The organism is Ruegeria sp. CDSC051 (genome assembly GCF_059610665.1).
Genome location: NZ_JBXWOC010000006.1, coordinates 152,831 through 172,796, shown reverse-complemented (window position 1 = coordinate 172,796; position 19,966 = coordinate 152,831). Strand labels below are relative to the sequence as shown.

22 protein-coding genes are annotated in these 19,966 nt (G+C 57.2%); 4 read left to right on the top strand and 18 right to left on the bottom strand.

The annotated features are described in order from the left end of the window. Window positions 1-32: 32 nt before the first annotated feature. From rplA to AC2FH0_RS15525, 12 genes are all read right to left on the bottom strand, one after another. A complete protein-coding gene (gene rplA, locus AC2FH0_RS15580; protein WP_142636917.1) occupies window positions 33-731 on the bottom strand; it encodes a 50S ribosomal protein L1 in 699 nt (232 codons plus the stop codon). A gap of 1 nt (window position 732) precedes the next feature. Further along, window positions 733-1,182: a 50S ribosomal protein L11 gene (gene rplK / locus AC2FH0_RS15575; protein ID WP_085823307.1), complete on the bottom strand. Its 450-nt coding sequence runs from the start codon at window positions 1,180-1,182 to the stop codon at window positions 733-735. Between the two features lie 920 nt (window positions 1,183-2,102). After that, complete coding sequence (locus AC2FH0_RS15570) at window positions 2,103-2,333, bottom strand: hypothetical protein (RefSeq protein ID WP_496697691.1); 231 nt, start codon at window positions 2,331-2,333, stop codon at window positions 2,103-2,105. Window positions 2,334-2,369: 36 nt separating this feature from the next. Beyond that, window positions 2,370-3,233 carry an EamA family transporter gene (locus tag AC2FH0_RS15565; protein ID WP_496697689.1) on the bottom strand — a complete coding sequence of 288 codons (864 nt, stop codon included), beginning with the start codon at window positions 3,231-3,233 and terminating at the stop codon, window positions 2,370-2,372. A 3-nt stretch (window positions 3,234-3,236) separates the two neighbouring features. After that, window positions 3,237-4,022, bottom strand: a complete 786-nt coding sequence (locus AC2FH0_RS15560; RefSeq protein ID WP_496789756.1) for a phosphodiesterase — start codon at window positions 4,020-4,022, stop codon at window positions 3,237-3,239. A gap of 207 nt (window positions 4,023-4,229) precedes the next feature. Further along, window positions 4,230-4,763 (bottom strand): transcription termination/antitermination protein NusG, encoded by a 534-nt coding sequence (nusG, locus tag AC2FH0_RS15555; protein ID WP_142637254.1) that lies wholly within the window; start codon window positions 4,761-4,763, stop codon window positions 4,230-4,232. 201 nt (window positions 4,764-4,964) lie between these two features. Then, the gene (gene secE / locus AC2FH0_RS15550) at window positions 4,965-5,162 is read right to left on the bottom strand and encodes a preprotein translocase subunit SecE (protein ID WP_142636925.1); all 198 of its coding nucleotides are present in this window, start codon (window positions 5,160-5,162) and stop codon (window positions 4,965-4,967) included. Window positions 5,163-5,232: 70 nt separating this feature from the next. Beyond that, window positions 5,233-5,391 carry a cbb3-type cytochrome oxidase assembly protein CcoS gene (gene ccoS / locus AC2FH0_RS15545; RefSeq protein WP_142636927.1) on the bottom strand — a complete coding sequence of 53 codons (159 nt, stop codon included), beginning with the start codon at window positions 5,389-5,391 and terminating at the stop codon, window positions 5,233-5,235. Between the two features lie 5 nt (window positions 5,392-5,396). Beyond that, window positions 5,397-7,574 carry a heavy metal translocating P-type ATPase gene (locus tag AC2FH0_RS15540; RefSeq protein WP_496789754.1) on the bottom strand — a complete coding sequence of 726 codons (2,178 nt, stop codon included), beginning with the start codon at window positions 7,572-7,574 and terminating at the stop codon, window positions 5,397-5,399. A 3-nt stretch (window positions 7,575-7,577) separates the two neighbouring features. Beyond that, on the bottom strand, window positions 7,578-8,036 hold the full coding sequence (locus AC2FH0_RS15535) for a FixH family protein (RefSeq protein ID WP_496692473.1): 459 nt from the start codon (window positions 8,034-8,036) through the stop codon (window positions 7,578-7,580). Between the two features lie 2 nt (window positions 8,037-8,038). Then, complete coding sequence (ccoG, locus tag AC2FH0_RS15530; RefSeq protein WP_281973105.1) at window positions 8,039-9,466, bottom strand: cytochrome c oxidase accessory protein CcoG; 1,428 nt, start codon at window positions 9,464-9,466, stop codon at window positions 8,039-8,041. Window positions 9,467-9,566: 100 nt separating this feature from the next. Next, window positions 9,567-10,442 (bottom strand): LysR family transcriptional regulator, encoded by an 876-nt coding sequence (locus tag AC2FH0_RS15525; protein WP_496789753.1) that lies wholly within the window; start codon window positions 10,440-10,442, stop codon window positions 9,567-9,569. Between the two features lie 100 nt (window positions 10,443-10,542). On the opposite strand from AC2FH0_RS15525, the gene AC2FH0_RS15520 reads away from it, so the two are divergent. Beyond that, window positions 10,543-10,725 (top strand): hypothetical protein, encoded by a 183-nt coding sequence (locus AC2FH0_RS15520; protein ID WP_281973103.1) that lies wholly within the window; start codon window positions 10,543-10,545, stop codon window positions 10,723-10,725. A gap of 103 nt (window positions 10,726-10,828) precedes the next feature. On the opposite strand, the gene ccoP is transcribed toward AC2FH0_RS15520, so the two are convergent. Genes ccoP through ccoN form a run of 4 tightly spaced genes read right to left on the bottom strand, consistent with a single transcriptional unit; the run spans window position 10,829 to window position 14,263 of the window. Further along, window positions 10,829-11,692 (bottom strand): cytochrome-c oxidase, cbb3-type subunit III, encoded by an 864-nt coding sequence (gene ccoP / locus AC2FH0_RS15515; RefSeq protein ID WP_142636939.1) that lies wholly within the window; start codon window positions 11,690-11,692, stop codon window positions 10,829-10,831. Continuing rightward, window positions 11,689-11,901 (bottom strand): cbb3-type cytochrome oxidase subunit 3, encoded by a 213-nt coding sequence (locus tag AC2FH0_RS15510; protein WP_142636941.1) that lies wholly within the window; start codon window positions 11,899-11,901, stop codon window positions 11,689-11,691. The genes ccoP and AC2FH0_RS15510 overlap by 4 nt, the downstream gene beginning before the upstream one ends. Window positions 11,902-11,912: 11 nt before the next feature. Then, the gene (gene ccoO / locus AC2FH0_RS15505) at window positions 11,913-12,641 is read right to left on the bottom strand and encodes a cytochrome-c oxidase, cbb3-type subunit II (RefSeq protein WP_142636943.1); all 729 of its coding nucleotides are present in this window, start codon (window positions 12,639-12,641) and stop codon (window positions 11,913-11,915) included. A 14-nt stretch (window positions 12,642-12,655) separates the two neighbouring features. Continuing rightward, window positions 12,656-14,263, bottom strand: a complete 1,608-nt coding sequence (gene ccoN, locus AC2FH0_RS15500; RefSeq protein WP_142636945.1) for a cytochrome-c oxidase, cbb3-type subunit I — start codon at window positions 14,261-14,263, stop codon at window positions 12,656-12,658. A gap of 195 nt (window positions 14,264-14,458) precedes the next feature. Here ccoN and AC2FH0_RS15495 point away from each other — a divergent pair, with 195 nt between their 5' ends. Beyond that, window positions 14,459-15,298 (top strand): universal stress protein, encoded by an 840-nt coding sequence (locus tag AC2FH0_RS15495; RefSeq protein WP_142636947.1) that lies wholly within the window; start codon window positions 14,459-14,461, stop codon window positions 15,296-15,298. Between the two features lie 28 nt (window positions 15,299-15,326). On the opposite strand, the gene AC2FH0_RS15490 is transcribed toward AC2FH0_RS15495, so the two are convergent. Together AC2FH0_RS15490 and fnrL are read right to left on the bottom strand one after the other, a co-directional pair. Continuing rightward, complete coding sequence (locus AC2FH0_RS15490; RefSeq protein WP_142636950.1) at window positions 15,327-15,581, bottom strand: GlsB/YeaQ/YmgE family stress response membrane protein; 255 nt, start codon at window positions 15,579-15,581, stop codon at window positions 15,327-15,329. Window positions 15,582-15,653: 72 nt separating this feature from the next. Beyond that, the gene (gene fnrL / locus AC2FH0_RS15485) at window positions 15,654-16,397 is read right to left on the bottom strand and encodes a transcriptional regulator FnrL (protein WP_281973102.1); all 744 of its coding nucleotides are present in this window, start codon (window positions 16,395-16,397) and stop codon (window positions 15,654-15,656) included. Window positions 16,398-16,458: 61 nt separating this feature from the next. On the opposite strand from fnrL, the gene hemN reads away from it, so the two are divergent. After that, complete coding sequence (hemN, locus tag AC2FH0_RS15480) at window positions 16,459-17,814, top strand: oxygen-independent coproporphyrinogen III oxidase (protein ID WP_496789751.1); 1,356 nt, start codon at window positions 16,459-16,461, stop codon at window positions 17,812-17,814. Window positions 17,815-18,019: 205 nt separating this feature from the next. Next, the gene (locus AC2FH0_RS15475) at window positions 18,020-19,948 is read left to right on the top strand and encodes an elongation factor G (protein WP_496692475.1); all 1,929 of its coding nucleotides are present in this window, start codon (window positions 18,020-18,022) and stop codon (window positions 19,946-19,948) included. Window positions 19,949-19,966: the final 18 nt, after the last annotated feature.

Below are 19,966 nucleotides of genomic sequence, written 5' to 3'. Positions count from 1 at the left end.
GGGTCCAATCATTTTAGCTGTAAGCTAGGGACTTATTCGCCCGCAGCAGCAGCCACATCCAGAGTCACGCCTGGGCCCATGGTCGAGCTCAGCGCGATTTTCTTCATGTAAGTGCCTTTGGCGCCTGTTGGCTTGGCTTTGGCAACAGCGGTCACAAATGCACGAACGTTTTCTGCCAGTTTGGCTTCGTCGAAGGACGCTTTGCCAACGCCTGCATGCACAACGCCGCCTTTTTCAGCTTTGAACTGAACTTCGCCGCCTTTGGCTGCTTCTACGGCCGCTTTCACGTCCATGGTCACAGTGCCAACCTTGGGGTTCGGCATCAGGTTGCGGGGGCCCAGAACTTTTCCAAGACGACCAACGATGGGCATCATGTCCGGGGTTGCTATGCAACGATCGAATTCAATGGTGCCGCCCTGAATGGTTTCCATCAGGTCTTCTGCACCAATGATATCCGCGCCTGCTTCTTTCGCTTCGTCAGCCTTGGGGCCACGAGCGAATACAGCAACGCGCATCGTCTTGCCGGTGCCATTCGGCAGGCCAACAACGCCACGAACCATCTGGTCCGCGTGACGAGTGTCAACGCCAAGGTTCAGAGCGATTTCGATGGTCTCATCGAATTTCGAAGTTGCGTTGGCCTTGACCAGGGCAACTGCTTCTTCGACCGACAGGTTTTCCTTGCCAGCGACAGCTTCGCGCGCAGCGCGGGTACGTTTACCGAGTTTTGCCATCTTACTTCACCTCGATGCCCATAGAGCGGGCCGAGCCCAGGATGATCTGCATTGCGCCTTCGACGTCGTTGGCGTTCAGATCTTTCATTTTGGCTTCGGCGATTTCGCGAACCTGCTTCGAGGTCACGGATGCCACGGTCTCACGACCTGGGTTTTCCGCACCACGGGGGCGATTACGCTTGCCAACCGGCTTCAGGCCAGCTGCTTTCTTCAGGTAATAAGACGCTGGTGGCGTCTTGATGTCCATGGTGAAGGACTTGTCCTGATAATAGGTGATCACGGTCGGGCAAGGCGCGCCTTGCTCCATGTCTGCGGTCTTGGCGTTGAACGCCTTGCAGAATTCCATGATGTTGATGCCGCGCTGACCCAGCGCCGGACCAACTGGCGGCGAGGGGTTCGCCTGACCTGCAGGAACCTGCAGTTTCATTGTACCAGCAAGCTTCTTGGCCATTTGGTTTTCCTTTCAACGTAGGTGAAACGCGTTCCACCCGGTTTATGTTGCGTGGTCCGATCCGGGATCGCGATCCCGGTAATCTCCCACGAGAGAATCTCGCCCAAAGACGATAGAGGCGGCATGTACAGGGGAACGGAAGTATTGGCAAGGGTTTGAATCACGGCCTGAAGCAGCCACATCGAACCCAAACCGACCCTCGCTCCAAAGCTAAGCAACAGCAAAACAGCATCTGTCATCGCCCAATGAGATTGCACCCGCCACATGCACAACCTTGCGGGCTATCAGAGCAACTTAGCAGCCGCCATAGTTCTTGTTTCCACTCGCCGTGATTGTGTAGGTTCCGCCTCTTGGACCCGTGTAGCATCGTGAGGTCACGCGCCTAACGCTGGCAACCGGTCGGCGGTACGAAGATACTTTCCTGATCTGAGCACCCCACTCACACGCGAGACCATCGCCATCAAGATCCAAATTATGTGGATCAGATACAGGTCCACCAGAGGCTAAGAAGAACCTTTGCGCTGCTGCGCCATTCGGAAAGTCATCACAATCATAGTCAACCCCTGCTGCCTCGGATGAAAACGGTCGCTCGTAGGATTTGGTCCCAGCTGTAGACAGGCTGTACTGACCATAATTGCTATTACCACATTGGTTTACTTTTCGAGCAGCCAGCTCTGCTTCGATCATCAGTTTCCCCCGCAATGTCGTACTTGGGAGCCGATACGCGGAACACAGCTCTGCGGACGATGCGCGCGCTACTTTCGAGGACAACACTTCGGGTGACAAAACATCAGCGGTACACGCAGCCAAAATCAAGAAAACAAAATAGATGAACGCACGCATGAAAAACGCCTTGTGGTCACTTTTCGGAAAAAACATTCGGTCAAATCAATAGGGCAGTTATGTACCAACCCAGATCATCAATGTAAACGTTCAGCCAGCCAAGATGCCGCACTGGCTAGGGCAATGCGGCCCCTCAAAATCCACCGAATAAATTTTGCCTGCTGCTTCTGGTCATCCACGCCCTCGACCATCCCGTCGAAATCCACGAATGGACCAGAGTAGGCCGTTACCTTCTCGCCGATTTCGAATGAGATCATCAGCTTGGGCGCTTCGCCACCTCGCCGAGTGATGTAGAAAACCTGATGCACCTCTGCCTTGCTTGCCAGTTGTCGCGCAAAGGCTAATCAGGACTGTGTGATTGCCAATATCCCAAGCGCGATCAGGCTGGCCCAGCCGATGCGGTGGAGAAAGCGCGGCTCTTTCAGGACGAGCGCGGCAAGGACTACGGATACCGGAATCGAGGCCTGCCGGACCGCGCTGACAGGTGCGGCCTCGGCGCCTAACTGGAAAGCTTTCAGGATAAAAAGATAAGATAGATAGGACGCAACCCCCGCGAATACGATCCGCCACGGGGCGAGTGTCCAGCCTCGTACCACGCCTAGAAATGGGGTCGACATATGGCGATCTTCCCAGGCCCGAATGCCGGCAAGGGTCGATGTCACCAGGATATAGCAGTAGAACAGGAAAGGCGCGGGCGTTGTTTTTTGCATAGCGTTTGCGTCGCTCAGCGAATAGGCGGCCGAGCCCAGCATCGCCATGACAGCCAGCGCAAAAGCCTTGTGATCATGCAGCAATCCGCCCGGCGATTTCTGGATCATCAGGCTGCCCATCAGGACCAGCGAAATCCCCACAAGGATGAGCCACGAATACTGTTGATCCAGCGCAAGCCAGCTAAAGGCAACGATGGCAATCGGCGAGGACCGGATGATCGGATAATACACCGAAAGGTTGCCCCGGCGCAGGGCCGAAAGCGTGCCATAGTAATAAAAACTCAACCCTAGGGAAGAAACCAGCACCAGAGGCCAGACCTCGCGGCTGACGGTCAGGGGTTGGCCGACCAGTCGAGCGTGAAGCGCCGCAAGAATGACCCAGGTCAGCGCTACACCGACATAACAGGACACCGGATGCGCCGTGTCTTTCAACAACAGATCCCGCAGCGGATGTGTCGCCGCCGAAATCAGAACCAGAACAATCAGGCCAAGTTCCATATCTCAGGTCTGATGAAGCGGATTGCGCTGCAGAAAGGTGTTATAGTGCACAGTCATCTGGTCGTCCGCAATCTGCACAACTCCATAGGCTGGCGGTTCATCACAGAATTCCCCGTCAACACTGTCGGCAGTCAGAGGGATTTGGTGATTGAGGCTGGGCAGGCTGGTGAACGGGATGCCACGCCAGTTCACATAGGTCATGCGATGGACATGCCCATAGAAGACGTGGCGAATGTTACGCCCGTGACCGAGTGTTTCAAAAAACACTTCGGCTTCGACCAGGCGGATGTCGTCCACATAGGGAATGCCGATGTCAAAAGGCGGGTGGTGCATGAACAAATAGCAGGGCTTATCCCCCGCCGAGATCAGCTGTTCTTTCAGCCAATTCAAGCGCAAGGTGCACAGCTGGCCTTCATGCATATCCGCACCGTCTTTTGTCGTATCCAGAAAGATAAACTTTCCCGCGCCGGTCTCGATGCTGTGCTGAACAAAGCCATTTGAATCCACAGGGTCATCCGTAAAGACCGTTCTGAAAACGTTACGATCATCATGGTTGCCGATCATCAGGTGACAAGGAAGCTGGAAACCGTCCAGATGTGACTTGAGCACCTGATAGGCTTCAGCCCTTCCAAACTCGGCCAGGTCGCCAGATATCACGCAAAACGCTGCATCCGAATGCCATTTGGCGATATCCCCAAGGCAACGGGAAAATTGGGTCGAAGGAACGCCACCATTCAGGTGCCCGTCTTGGTCAACAAGGTGGATATCTGTGATATGTATGAATTTCATCTACCTGCCCACTTGCCTTGCATGGTTGTCCAAATATGCCAGGCGGCCGGGTTCCATCCCGATTGGTTACGACAAAGATTATCCCGATTTCGACAGATCAGTTCCGCCCTGATTTGCCCAGGTCTGATAACGGGCTGAAGGCTCCAAAACAAGAAACGCCGCAGTGCCCAGGGCAACGCGGCGTTGTCAAATTTCGCTAATTGGAAATTAGCTTTGCTTGGTGACCTGAGTGAAGTCCAGCTCGACCGGGGTTTCCCGGCCAAAGATCGAGACCGAGACCTTCAGCTTCTGGTTATCGTCATCCACACCTTCGACCATGCCGTCGAAATCTTCGAACGGACCGTCATTCACCTTGACCTTCTCGCCAATTTCGAACGAGATCATCAGCTTGGGCGCTTCTTCACCCTCCTGGACACGGTTGAGGATCTGGTTCACCTCGGCATCGCGCATCGGCATCGGGCGGCCTTGCGGACCCAGAAAACCAGTGACCCGGTTGATCGAGTTGACCAGGTGATACCCTTGATCCGACATTTCCATATGCACCAGCACGTAACCCGGCATAAAGCGACGTTCGGTTGTGACTTTCTTGCCCCGGCGCACTTCGATCACCTCTTCGGTGGGCACCAGAACTTCGTCAATGTCATCCTCAAGGCCCTGCTCGGCCACCGACGTGCGGATCTGCTCTGCGATCTTCTTTTCGAAATTCGAAAGAACGCTGACCGAGTACCACCGTTTCGCCATGAACCTGTCGTCCTTGTTTGCCTTCGGCTGTATTCCATCTACCGGAAAAGCCGTTATTGAAAATCTGTCGCGTCACCCGGAATAAAAAGCGGCGCACAGCCCGAATCGCCGCACGCCCATTCCGAATAGTACCGCGTCACCTACTCTGACATCGCAAGCTGTGCAAGGGGGCAGCGACGTTTCCGACCTGCCCGGCCCGGTTTAACCGAACATGCCCAGAATCAGCTGCAGGCCACCACGAATACCAAGATCGACCAGCGCAAAGAACACAGCCGTCAGTGCTGCCATGATGAACACCATGACCGTGGTCAGCAACACCTCGCGGCGGGTTGGCCAGACGACCTTTGAAACCTCGGCACGGACCTGCTGAATAAACTGGATCGGATTCATAGTTGCCATTTGGCTTTGTTCTCTCTGCTAGCGGATGGGCCGGACATAACCGGGCATTGAGGCAATTTCAAGGGGGCCGTCAGGGCTTGGGCTTATCGTCCCATTCGTCGCTTAGAATGCGGCGCGCATCGCCTTCAGGGTCGTCATACTGGTTCGACCGAACGGTATAGATGAACGCAAACAGGCCAACCCCTCCCAAAAGCAGGGAAATCGGTATGAGATAGGCCAGAACTTCCATTCAGATCACCTTAGCCGCAGCGCGTTCAGAGAAACGGTAATGGACGAGGTCGACATTGCCAATGCCGCGATCAGCGGCGTGGCTAGGCCCGCAACCGCCAGTGGCACTGCAATGATATTATAGATGGTTGCAATACGGAAGTTCTCGCGAATCCGTTTCGTTGCCTTAACCGCGGTATCGCAGGCACCCGCAATCGGCGACAGGTCGTTACCCAACAGCACGATATCGGATGCCACGCGCGCAGCATCTAGCGCCGAGGCCGGTGAAATCGACACATGCGCCGCGGCCAGCGCCGCCGTGTCGTTCAGCCCGTCACCAACCATCAGGACGTGGCAGCCTTGATCCCGCAGGCTTTGCACATGGGTTGCCTTGTCCTGCGGCAGGGCCTGCGCAATCCATGTCTCAATCCCCAGCTTACCGGCCAGCGCCTCAACCGCGCCTTGCGTATCGCCCGAGATCAAAATGACCTTTTTCCCCTCATCGCGAAACGCCTGAACCGCCTCAGCCGCACCGGCGCGCAATGTGTCCGAGAACAAGAACACTGAAGGCGCCCGCCCTGCTAACGACAGCCAGGCCGCAGTTTGTTCAGCCTCTTGCCCACCGGTCCATTCGGCGCGTCCCAGACGCACGGGATGGTCCTGAAAGATGCCTTCGGTGCCGTACCCCGGAACTTCAGAGATCCCCTCTACATTTGCAGGCGTGACCCCCGCTTGACGGGCAGCCTGCGCCAGCGCAACAGAGAGCGGGTGCGACGAGGCCTCGGCCAGTGCCAGTGCAATTTCCAGATCGCCGGGCGCATGATCCGCAAGATTGGTCAGCTCCGGCGTTCCCGAGGTCAGTGTTCCCGTCTTGTCGAACACAACCGTATCCACCTCGGCGAGGCGTTCCAGCGCTGTGGCGTGTTTGATCAGCATCCCCTTGCGGAACAACCGGCCCGAGGCCGCAGTCGTCACCGCCGGTACGGCCAGACCCAGCGCACAGGGGCAGGTGATGATCAGCACCGCTGCTGCGATATTCAGCGCGGTGCGGATATCGCCGGAATAGATATACCAGCCCAGAAAGCTCAGCGCCGACAGGATATGCACGCCCGGTGCATAAAGCTTGGCTGCCTTATCCGCCAGCGAAGTATAACGCGACCGCCCAGATTCCGCGATGGCCACAAGATCGGCCATGCGGTGCAACGAGGTATCCTCACCCACGGCTGTCGCCCGTACGGTCAATGGACCCGTTAGATTTACCTCACCAGCACTGACCGTCAGACCGGTTTCCGCAAATACCGGCAAGGTTTCACCCGTCAGCAGCGATCGGTCGAGCTCGGATTGCCCGGAAACGATTTCGCCATCCACCGGCATTCGGCCTCCGGGACGTACCAGGATCAGATCACCCACGCTCAGCGTTGCGACGGGCACCTCAACTTCTTGACCATCGGCCAGCCTGATCGCGCGCGGAACTTCCAACGCAGTCAACTCCTCGGCTGCGGATCGGGCGGCGGCGCGGGTACGGTAATCCAGATAGCGACCGGCCAGCAGAAAGAACGTCAGGGTCAGGGCGGCGTCAAAATAGGCGTGCTCACCACTCAGCGCGGTTTCCCACAGCGATGTGGCCAATGCCAACAGGATTGCCAACACGATCGGCACATCCATATTCAGGCGACCGACGCGCAGGGCGCTCCAAGCATTGGCAAAGAAGGGCTGCGCCGAAAACGCGATCGCAGGCAAAGCAATCGCTGCCGAAATCCAGTGGAACATGTCGCGCGTTGCATCGGTTGCCCCTGACCAGACAGAGACAGACAGCAACATTACATTCATCGAGGCAAAACCAGCCACCGCCAACCGCATCAACAGGTCGCGACCAGCCTTGCCGGACTGCGTGGCAGACAGGGATCCAGGGTCCAGCTCGTGCGCCTCAAAGCCTACGCGTTCAAGCACCGGGATCAGATCGGCGGCCCGCAGATCGGGCGCGGCTTTGACCATCGCACGTTTCAAGGTCAGGTTCACGCGCGCGTCCTCGACCCCGGGCTGGGCATTCAATTCACGCTCGACCGTGGCAATACAGGCCGAGCAGTGAATTCCCGGTAATGACAGCGCGATCTGCACATCCTGCGGGATCGGCCTTGCGGGCTCTGCCGGGGCGGCGATACAGCCGGGGCAAGCTGCGGTGCCAGAGGACATCTGCGCAGACATCCCCTAGCCTTTCACATAAAGCGGCACGCGCTGTGCAAACTCGGCCCCGCTGTGATCTTTGGCAACCAGCCGAATGTTCCAGTTGCCCGGACCCAGCGATGCCGGAGTCGCATATGCAGTCCCGTCGAATGTGAAATCAGGAGCAAAATCATCTTTGACATGGGTCGCGCGGCCCACAACGGCCTGCAGGTCAGCCACCTTGACCGGTGCGCCCGTCTGATCGGTTATATGCAGGATCAGCAAGCCGCCCGAAATCTCGGCGCGGATAAACCAGCCCAGCGCCTGGTGTTCCTTCAGGCGTTCGTTGAATTCCTGGCTGGCGACGTAGGAATTCTTGACCTCGAGCCCCGGAAAGGTCTTCACCGCGCTATAGGCCAGAACCAGGTTCACCGTGATGATCACGCCAAAGGATGCTACGAATACAACCAGCGCATGTTTGCCGGTGAATTTACGTTCAGCCATGTTCAGTTCCCTCGTCCGTTAAACGTGGTGTCCTTATAGGCGCGCTCACCGCTCTGCAGGTCTTCGACCCAGATGCGGACCGGCGTCGTATCCAAAGTTGCTGGCCCGGTGTCGCCCGATGCGACGATGTAAACACGGGTCAACTGTGCCGTATCCGCCGTCACATTGACAGTCTCACCTTCAACCCCCTCGATCTGTATCTTCAGGGCCGGATCACCGGACAGGGTCAGTTGGAATGGGCGGTCCTCGCCATGTTTGTTCCGCAGTCGTACATCATAAGTGTTACGAATAGTGCCGTCAGAAAGGGTTACAAATGTCGGGTTTCGCACCGGCGCTACGGTCAGATCAATGTCAGACCGGATGAACAGGGCGAACAAAAGCGCGAAGCCAACCGCAGACCACATACCCGTATACATGATGGTCCGAGGCCGCAGGATGTGTTTCCAGACATTCTTGGGCGGATGACCGGCGCGTTCACTCGATTCGTCGCTCAACGCCATGTAGTCGATCAGGCCACGCGGCTTGCCAATTTTGGCCATCATGTCATCGCAGGCGTCGATGCACAGCGCACAAGTGATACATTCAAGCTGCTGACCGTCGCGGATGTCGATACCGACAGGGCAGACATTCACACAGGCCATGCAATCAATGCAGTCCCCAAGATCGGAATCCGCGGTCCGCTTGCCTTTGCCGCGCGGTTCACCGCGCCATTCGCGATACCCAACCACCAGAGTATCCTCGTCCATCATCGCGGCCTGAATGCGCGGCCAGGGACAGGCGTAAATACAGATCTGCTCACGTGCGAACCCACCGAACAAAAAGGTCGTCCCCGTCAGGATCAATATGGTTGTATAGGCGACCGGATGTGCATTTCCGGTCACTAGATCACGGACAAGCGTTGGCGCATCCGCGAAATAGAACACCCAGGCACCACCCGTTGCCAGACCAATAAACAGCCAGGCGACCCATTTGGTGACGCGCAGCCTTGCTTTGTGGAAATCCATCTTTTTCTGACGATGCAGGCGCAGACGGGCGTTTCGATCACCTTCGATCCAGCGCTCGACCAAGATATACAAATCAGTCCAGACGGTCTGCGGGCAGGCATAGCCGCACCACACGCGCCCCAGCGCCGATGTAAACAGAAACAGGCCCAGACCGGCCATGATCAGCAACCCGGCCACGAAATAGAACTCGTGCGGCCAGATCTCGATCCAGAAAAAGTAAAAGCGCCGGTTGGCCAGATCCAGCAGCACCGCCTGGTCCGGAAGGCTGGGACCGCGATCCCATCTGATCCAGGGTGTGACATAGTAGATCCCCAGCGTGACCGCCATGATGAACCATTTCAGGTTGCGAAACGGGCCGGACACGCGGCGGGGAAAGATCGGTTCGCGCGCTGCGTATAGGCTGGGGGCGGGGTCGGAATCGCTCACGGGCTGGCTCCAGATGTAGCTGTTCTACGGCGTCTTCTTCCAGATCATACGGGCAGCCACTTTGACATGGGTCAAAAGCGCATCGTAAAGACACCTTTTGTCACATCTTACCAGCTTGCCGCCTGAGCCACCTGATAAATATCTTCACCCCAGGACGAAGCGGCATATTACCAGTGACAATATGGTATCCGCGCCCGTCGGGTTCGCGGAACAGTTCAACCAATCGACCCGCAATGATATCCGCTTCGACAAAATGCCGCACGGTGGCCGTCACACCCTGCCCGGCGCGCACTCCCTCAAGCAGCAGGTTTCCCGGCAAGGCGATGCGGCCAGCGCCGGGGCTGTGGTCCACGCCGTGACGGGCCAGCCATTGCGTTGCCTCCGTTGTGCCGAACTCCTCAAGCCAGGGCAGATGGCTGAGTGCTTTGGGTGTCACAGGTGCCCGCCCAGTCAACAGGGATGGCGCGGCGACAATCACGATCGGACTTTGCAACAGCAGTTCGGCCGTCACATCGGGCCAATCCCCTGCCCCATATCTGATCGCCAGATCCACGCCGCCCGGGCGCAGATCGACCAACCGGGGCGAGGGGTCCAGCGCAAGGTGAATGCCTGGATGCTCGGCCTGAAATGCGGGCAAGCGTGGCATAAGCCACGAAGCTGCGAAAGAGGCCGTCAGCGATACGTGGACCGGGCGATCCTCGGTTGCACGCTTCAGGTCAGTGACCGCCGCACCTATGGCCCCAAATCCCAAATGCAGGGCACGCGCCAGAACCTTGCCCTCGGCCGTCAGGGTCATGGATTTACCGGATCGGTCCAGAAGGGCCAGATCCAGGTGTTTTTCAAGCGCACGCAGTTGCTGGCTGATCGCTGCGTGACTGACATTCAGCGACGCCCCTGCCTGAACAACATTTCCAGTCTCAGCAAAGGCAGAAAAGGCGCGCAAAGCCGCAAGCGGCGGCATATCCATCCAGTTCATCTGTAAGCCCTACTTACATGTTGGAATGGTAATTGAGTCGCATTTATCAGGCTAAAGATCAATCCTGATAACAGCGGCAACACAATCCAGGAGGGATCAGATGCTTGCGATACTGGCACGAAGTTTCATGGTAGCCACCAAAACAGAGGCTAACGGCAAAGGCACTGGCACAGATAGCCGCGACCTTGCGCGCAGCAGCTGGCTGCCGGACCATCACTGGTGGATTGAAAAGTCTGGCCCGCGCGAAAAGGCGCATCTGGACTGCACCAATGGGGGCCTGTAGTCTGATAATAGTAGCACCGGCTGTTCAGGAAACGCGCGAACAGAGAGAACAGCCGGTGCCTTAACCTTCGGGCGGCGAACCGTCCGAAGGTATTCTTTTGGCCTTACTGACCGCCACCCAACTGGTGGACATAGGCCGTCACAGCGCGGATCTGCGCGTCGGTAAGGCGGTTTTCCCAAGCAGGCATTACACCGAAACGGCTATTGGTCACGGTCTCAGTCAATGCCTCTGCGTCGCCACCATAGAGCCAGATCGCATCGGTCAGGTTGGGTGCGCCCTGAAAGACGTCACCAGTGCCATCCTCGCCATGACAGGACGAACAGTTATCTTCGAAGACAACCTTGCCTGCCTGCGCAGCTACGTCATCAGTCTGCGCATTGGTCAGGGACATCACGTATTGAACCACTTGGGTGATCTCGTCATGTTCCAGGATTTCGCCAAATGCAGGCATTTCGGAATAGCGCGCATCGTCGCTTTCCTCGTTGCGAATGCCATAGGCGATTGTGGTCTCGATATCCTCAAGCGAACCACCCCACAGCCAGGCGTCATCCAGCAGGTTCGGGAATCCTGGTGCACCCTGCGCGCCTGAGCCGTGGCATTGCGCACACCAGGTACGGAACACCGCGCCCCCGGCATTCGCCGCGTATTGCTGCAGTTCGGGATCTGCCGAGATATCTTCAAGCGATGTTTCCACAAGCTTGGCGTTCCAAGGGGCATTCGCCTCCTCAAACGCAATCATCTCTTCTTGTACCAGAGCGCGAGAGGACCAGCCCAAAACGCCAGCAGTGGCGGATTGAACCAAGGGCCATGCGGGATACATGATCGTATAGATTACCGCCCAGAAGATGGTGGCGTAGAATGTCCACAACCACCAGCGCGGCATCGGGTTTTCGAATTCTTCGATACCATCCCAGCTGTGGCCGGTTGTACTCGGATCACCCGGCTGTTTTTCAGGTGTCTTGCTCATTGCCGCGCCTCCTTGGATGTGGCGGGATTGTCGTCGCCCCGCAGGGGCGCTGGTGCATCATCATGCCGAAACGGGATATTCGCGGTGTCCTTGTATTCCTTGCTGGAACCCGGGCGAAAAACCCAGATTATGATCCCAACAAAGAAAACAAAGAGCAGCAGCAACATCCAGCTATCCGCGAATTGCCGTAAGAGTGTATATTCTTCCATCACACCCTCCTTTACCGGTTCGCGTCTGGGGTGAAGGTCGAGAAATCGACCAGCGTTCCCAGCATCTGCAGATAAGCGACCATCGCATCCGCTTCAGTCAGCTCGGGCTGACCATCGAAGTTCCGCACGCTGACCTTGTCACCATAGCGTTCCAGCAGGCCGTCATAGTCACTGTCGGGATCGGCCTGCGCCCGGAAATCCGCCACGGCGTTCTCCAGCATCTCTTCGGTATAGGGCGTGCCTACCAGCGCATTCGCCTTCATGACATCACCGATGTACTTACCGTCAATCTTGCGATGCTCGAGGAAGCCGTATTTCGGCATTACAGATTCAGGCACCACCGACTGCGGGTTGCGCAGGTGATCCACATGCCACTGGTCAGAATAACGACCACCGACACGGGCCAGATCAGGGCCGGTGCGTTTGGACCCCCACTGGAACGGATGATCATACATTGATTCAGCCGCCAGCGAGTAGTGGCCATAGCGCTCGACCTCATCCCGCATCGGGCGGATCATCTGACTGTGGCAGACATAGCAGCCTTCGCGGATATAGATGTCACGGCCCGCCATTTCCAAGGGGGTGTAAGGGCGCATGCCCTCCACCTTTTCGATGGTGTTCTCAAGATAGAACAGCGGGGTGATCTGCACGATGCCACCGATGGTCACGACCAGAAAGCTGAAGATCAGCAGGAGGGTCGCGTTGGTCTCGAGGATCTTATGTTTGTCGAGAATTGCCATTGCTCCGGCCCTCCTTATTCAGCCGGGACCGCGACGGTCAGGCTGGCCTCTTTGGCCGGCGCTTTCCGCACAGTCATCCACAGGTTGTAGCACATGATCAGCGCCCCAGCGAGGAACATGACCCCACCCAGAGCTCGCACCACATACATCGGGAACTTGGCAGCCACGGTGTCGGCGAACGAGTTCACAAGGAAACCGTTGGCATCCACTTCGCGCCACATCAGGCCTTCCATGATACCTGTCACCCACATCGACGCGGCGTAGAGCACGATGCCGATAGTGGCGAGCCAGAAGTGCCAGCTGACCATTTGCAACGAATACAGACGCTCACGCTTCCACAAGACAGGAACCAGGAAGTACAGCGCACCAAAGGTGATCATGCCGTTCCAACCCAGCGCACCCGAATGCACGTGACCAATGGTCCAGTCGGTATAGTGGCTCAAAGAGTTAACCGCTCGGATCGACATCATCGGGCCCTCAAAAGTGGACATGCCATAGAAGCCGACCGAAATCACCATCATCCGGATCACCGGGTCCGTACGCAGCTTGTCCCACGCACCCGATAGGGTCATCAGGCCGTTGATCATGCCACCCCAGGACGGCATCCACAGCACGATCGAGAACACCATGCCCAGTGTCGAGGCCCAGTCGGGCAGCGCTGTATAGTGCAAATGGTGCGGACCAGCCCAGATATACAGGAAGATCAGCGCCCAGAAGTGGATGATCGACAGCTTGTAACTGAACACCGGACGTTCGGCCTGTTTCGGGATGAAATAGTACATCATGCCCAGGAAACCGGCAGTCAGGAAAAAGCCCACAGCATTGTGGCCGTACCACCACTGGATCATTGCGTCCTGAACGCCTGACCAGACGATGACAGATTTCGAACCCCAGATGCTGACAGGGATAGTCATGTTGTTGACCAGATGCAGCATGGCGACGGTAACGATAAAGGCCAGGTAGAACCAGTTCGCCACATAGATATGAGGCTCTTTCCGCCTGACGATTGTTCCCAGGAACACGGCAAGATAGGCCACCCAGACGATGGTCAGCCACAGATCGACATACCACTCCGGCTCGGCGTATTCCTTGGACTGGGTTCCGCCCAGCACATACCCGGTCGCAGCCAGTACAATGAACAGCTGATAGCCCCAGAAAACGAACCATGCCAGATTGCCGCCCCACAGGCGCGCGGCGCTGGTCCGCTGGACGACGTAGAAGGACGTTGCGATTAGTGCGTTGCCGCCAAAGGCAAAGATAACCGCCGATGTATGCAGCGGACGCAATCGGCCAAAATTCAGATATCCTTGTGCCCATTCAAAGTTCAGCACCGGATAGGCCAGCTGAAAGGCGATGAATGTCCCGGCAAGAAAACCAACCACGCCCCAAAAGGCCGTCGCGATTACGCCGTAACGGACCACATCGTCCATGTACTCGCCTGAACGATCTATGAGGATATCTGGCTCATCCGTGTTTCTAAGCGTCCAGATGAACAATCCCGCGGCGATCAACATCACCAGAATTGCATGCACCTGATACGCCAAATCGCGTGCATAATTGGTCCCGATCGCTGCAAACAGCACGATCAGACCAAGCACGATCAGCTTGATGTAATTTGACATATTGCGTCCCTTTGCCATGCTCCGCGCGATTCTTTTTTGTCGCGGAACCCATTTGACTGGTCGTTGTTTTGTCCGAGGACAGCCCAAACTGCTTTGATCTGTATCAAGACAGAATAGCGAATATTATGACAAGGCTACAGAAATGATTTGGCCGGAATGTCGCGGACGGAACGGCCCTGGAGGCAAGAGGTCAAGATGGCGTATAAGTCCCTTCTCACAGTTCTAACGGAAACGGAACAATCGGCCCCGGCACTGGCACAGATGGCAGCCCTGGCCACAGCCCAGGATGCGCATGCCGAAGCCCTGTGCCTGGGGGTCGATCGCAGTCAGACCGGTTATTACTATGCTGGCGCCAACGCGCTGATTCTGCAGGAGACCCTGTCCCGCGCCAAAGCAGAGGCCGAGGACACCCTGCACTATGCAGAGACCTATCTGAACAGTTCCGGCGTACGCTGGTCTGCGGAAAGCGGCGTGGCCCAGATTGCCGATATTGGTCGCCACGTTGCCCATCGGGCGCGGTTCTCGGACCTTGTTATTTTGCCGCAACCTTACGGAAAAGACCGCAGCGTCGAAGCAGAGCCTATCGTCGAGGCAGCCATGTTCGAAGGTCACGCTCCGGTTCTGGTCATACCCGAAAACACGACGCCTTTTGACAAGCCCGGTACTGTCTTGGTCGGCTGGAACGAAAGCGTCGAAGCCATGCGCGCCATTCGCTGCGCTCTACCCTTCCTGATCGGGGCCGATCAGGTGCGGATCGTGGTGATCGACCCACCAACGCATGGGCCGGATCGTTCGGACCCCGGTGGGTTGTTATCCCAGATGCTGTCGCGCCACGGAGTTAAGTGCGAAATCGACGTGCTCAGCAAAACAATGTCGCGTGTATCGGACATCCTGAACCGCCATGCGACGGATACCGAAACAGATATGATCGTCATGGGCGCCTATGGGCATTCCCGATTCCGAGAAGCCATCCTGGGCGGCGCGACACGCAATATGCTGGAACAATCGACTGTTCCGGTGTTCATGGCACATTGAAACGGCAGAGCCGCCCAGCGGGCGGCTCTTATCCGCGTTTCACAAGGCCGATCAGGAAAAGCAGAATGATTGCCCCAATGGTGGCGAAAATAATTGACGAGACCAGACCGCCGCCAACGGCAAAACCAAGGGCTGGGAAAATTAGCCCGGCCAGAAATGCCCCGACAACGCCAACGATGATGTTACCAATCAAGCCGAATCCCCGGCCTTCCATGATCTTTCCGGACAACCATCCCGCGATGGCACCAATAAGCAGCATGGCCAAAAGGCTGCTGAATCCCATGACTTACTCCTGACGCAGTTTCACTGGTCCCACTAAACCACGGTTAAGACAACGGGTCACGCCGTATGTGAATCACACCAGATATCCGCCATCGGAATCGTCGCCTGCCTCTTCCATCAACCGGCCCATATCCGGAACAGATACACGGCGCTTTCCTTCTAGCAAGATGATCTCGTCTTTCTTCAAGGCGGAAATCTGACGGCTGACAGTTTCCAGTGTAAGGCCAAGGTAGTCTGCCATCGCCTCGCGCGTCAGCGGAAGATCAAAAACGATTGGGCTGGAACTCCCGTTCTGTCCAATCGACGCATCCCGGCGCGCGATGATGGACAACAGGCTTGCGATTTTTTCGCGCGCAGTCTTGCGCCCCAGCACCAGCATCCATTCACGGGCAGCGTCCAGCTCATCCAATGTCATCTGAAGCAAACGATGCGCGATATGCGGAGTAGCACCCATCAGTTCTTCGAACGGCTTCTTACGGAAACAGCACATGACAATGTCAGTCGTTGCCACGACGTCGTAAGGCGCTGAATCTCGACCGGGACGACCGACGAAATCGCTGGGCAGCAAAAGGCCAACCATCTGCGTGCGCCCATCTTCCATGGTCTGAGTCAAAGAAGCGATCCCCGACACGACCGAGCCCACGAAATTCATCTGATCACCGGACCAGATGATTGTCTGCCCAGCCTCGAAGCTGCGATAATATTTAATACCTTCAAGAAGCTCCAGCTCATGAACATCGCAATGCGCGCAGACTGCTCTGTGGCGGATTGGACAATCTTCACAGTTTGTATGATCGATTTTGAAAATCTGTGTCATGCGCGTTCCCACTTGATCTCTATCAAGGTTGCTAGGCGTGCCGTCCTCTAACGGTATCGCCATGATAGTTAAACCACAACTTGCAAAGCTTGGACTATTTGACGCGAAAGTACCGCGCTACACAAGCTATCCAACAGCCCCTCACTTCAACAATGATGTGGGGGTAAACCTTTACGAAGACTGGATTACCGGCATCAAACCCGGCAGCTCCGTCTCGTTGTACATACACGTGCCCTTCTGCCGCAGGCTGTGTTGGTTTTGTGCCTGCAGAACACAGGGGACGCAAACTGACAACCCGGTCATCGCCTATGTCGACGTCCTCAAGGCCGAGCTTGATCTGCTGGCCGCGCGCCTGCCTCAAGGCGTCACCCTGTCGCGTCTGCACTGGGGCGGTGGCACACCAACGCTGTTGAATCCCGATCTGATGCGGGATCTGGCCACACGCATTCTGGATGTTGTACCGCTGGGCCCGGGTGCTGAATTCTCGGTCGAAATCGACCCGAACGAGATTGACCAGGCCCGACTGGACGCGTTGGCCGAAGCGGGCATGAACCGTGCCTCGATCGGCGTGCAAGATTTCGACGATGAGATTCAGAAAACTATCGGTCGCGTCCAAAGCTATGACACCACGCGCACAGCTGTGGACATGATCCGTGCCCGCGGCATTACCAGCCTGAACGCTGATATCCTGTACGGTCTGCCGCATCAGACCAAATCAAGGATGACAGAAAGCGTACAGAAACTGCTGTCACTGAACCCCGACCGCGTTGCGCTGTATGGATACGCCCACGTGCCGTGGATGGCCAAACGGCAACAGTTGATTCCTTCGGACGCATTGCCCACGCCCGAGCAACGTCTGGAGCTGTTCGAGACAGCCCGTCGACTGTTCCTCTGGGATGATTACGCCGAGATCGGAATTGACCACTTTGCCACGCAGGATGATGGTCTGGCACATGCGCTCAGGGCTGGGCGACTGAAACGGAACTTTCAGGGTTATACGGATGATCAGGCCGAGGTGCTGATCGGTGTGGGCGCAAGCTCGATCTCGCGATTTCCTCAGGGCTACGCCCAGAACGCACCGGCAACATCGGCCTATACGAAAGCCATCCGCGAGGGGCGCTTTGCAACCTCGCGCGGACATTTGTTCAAAGGGCAGGACATTTTGCGCGCACGTCTGATCGAAGCGCTGATGTGTGATTTTCAGATCAATTCGGCTGAGATTCTGCGTGACCACAACATATCCGCCCAAGAGCTGAACGAGATGTACCAGAGGGCCAATGCCGACTTCAACAATCTGCTACACGTCACCAAGGATGGCCTGTTCATTCCACCCGAGGCCCGGCCGCTGACCCGAATGATTGCCCGCAGCTTTGACGCCTATGACCTGAGCAAGGCAGGCCACAGCTCGGCGATCTGATCGCTTACAGGTGGGCCCGGTTGCGGCCCGCCGCTTAGATACCAGTACAGGGGCTTGACGCGAGCCTCTGGTTGTCTTCACACTTGGGCGGAACGATCCGAACCCTGAGGCAGGTGAATTCGCAGTCAGTCCTCGCCCACGCAGCCGTGTGGGTCGGCCCTTTTCGTGCAGGTATTACTGCAACCTGAAAAGAGGGACATCACTCATGCGCGTATTCACCGTCCTCGGCCCCAGCCAATCTGGCAAGACAACCCTGGTCGAGGCCATAAGCCGCCTCGACAACCGACCCACCACATTCGATGTCTCCGGAACCGTGCACTTGCACGGTTTTTCTTACTTGGACGAGCCCTGGTGCGCGATCGATGTGGACGGGGGCAGCGACAATCTGGGTTATGTCGGACCAGCCATGGCGATTTCGGATGCGGCGGTTGTGGTTGTCCCGCCGGACCCAGACGCAGCTGTCTTGTGCGCGCCCTATCTGCGGCTGGTTGAAGAGGCGGGCATTCCCTGTTTCCTGTTCATCAATCGGATGGATGCCCCAAATGGCCGTATCCGGGATATCATCGCCGCGTTACAGACCTACTGCACCCACCACATCGCCCTACGTCAGGTCCCTATTCGCGACGGCGAGACAATAGTCGGCGCGGTCGATCTGATCTCGGAGCGGGCTTGGAAATATCAGGAAGGCCAGCCCTCGGCCCTGATCGAACTGCCGCACTCGGTCGAGGACCGCGAACAAGAAGCCCGCACCGAGCTGCTAGAGACGCTGTCGGATTTTGACGATCACCTGTTGGAGCAGCTGATCGAAGACAAACAGCCCGCAAGTGCCGAGATCTACGATCTGGCCGCGCAGGTTTTGCAGAACCACCAGTTGATCCCCGCCTGTCTGGGCGCGGCCAGCCATGGCAATGGCCTGACCCGCCTGATGAAAGCCCTGCGGCACGAAGCCCCTGAGTTCAACATTGCCGCCAACCGCGATGAGGCCACCGAGACTGCCCGCGCCATTGCGGGATTCGCGGACGTGAAGAAACATATCGGCAAGATCATCGTCCTTCGTGGCCTGGGAGATGGCGTGCGTGCGCATGAAGCTTTGGGAGGTGAGACAGTCGGCAATCTGACGACACTTGACGCCAAGACCCAGATTTCCGGGCTGGAGGCAGGTCAGATCGGGCTGGCCGTGAAATCCGATCACCTGATCCCAGGCAATATTTACGACAGCAAATCCGAATCTCCGTTGCCGGAATGGGCATCATCACATCCAGTCGCCCAACGTCAGATCGTATCACCCGCGCATGAGCGAGATGACGTGCGCCTGTCGAACGCTCTGACCCGTCTGGTCGAGATCGACCCCGGTCTCCATCTGGAACAGGATGAGCTGACCGGCCATGCGGTGCTGGGCTCTCAAGGCCCGCAGCACATGCGCCGGATCACCGCCAAACTGGCCGAAGATTTCGGGATTGAAATCGTGGCCGACCCGATCGAGACCGCCTATCGCGAAACCATCCGTGCGCCCATCGAACACCGCCACCGTCACCGCAAGCAATCCGGTGGTGCGGGTCAGTTTGCAGATGTCGTGATCTCGGTCACGCCCATGCCGCGCGGATCAGGGTTTCAGTTCGAAGAGATCGTGAAAGGCGGTTCGGTGCCGCGCAACTATATTCCCTCAGTTGAACACGGAGCCAAGGACGCGCTGGAGCAGGGGCCCGAGGGCTTCCCTGTTGTTGATGTCAAAATCACGCTGAGTGACGGCAAACACCACAATGTGGACAGTTCCGATTATGCTTTCCGCACCGCAGGCAAGAACGCCGTACGCGAGGCGCTGCCTCAGGCCAAACCGGTGGTCCTGCAGCCCATTCTGAACGCAGAGATTCACCTGCCATCCGATTTCGTCGGCGACCTTGTCCCCACGATCAGTTCCTTACAGGGTCAAGTGCTGGGATTCGAAGGCAACCCCAACGCTTCGGGCTGGGAGATTTTCAATGCCCAACTTCCTGCCGTGGCCGAGGATGAGTTGCATCGCACCCTGGCCAGCGCCACGCGCGGCACCGGTTGGGTAAAGTTAAGCTTTGATCACTATGAAGAACTGCGCGGCCCTATACCGAAAACGGCAACGCGGGAAACCGCAAACGCGTGAAAAACACGGCGAGCGGGC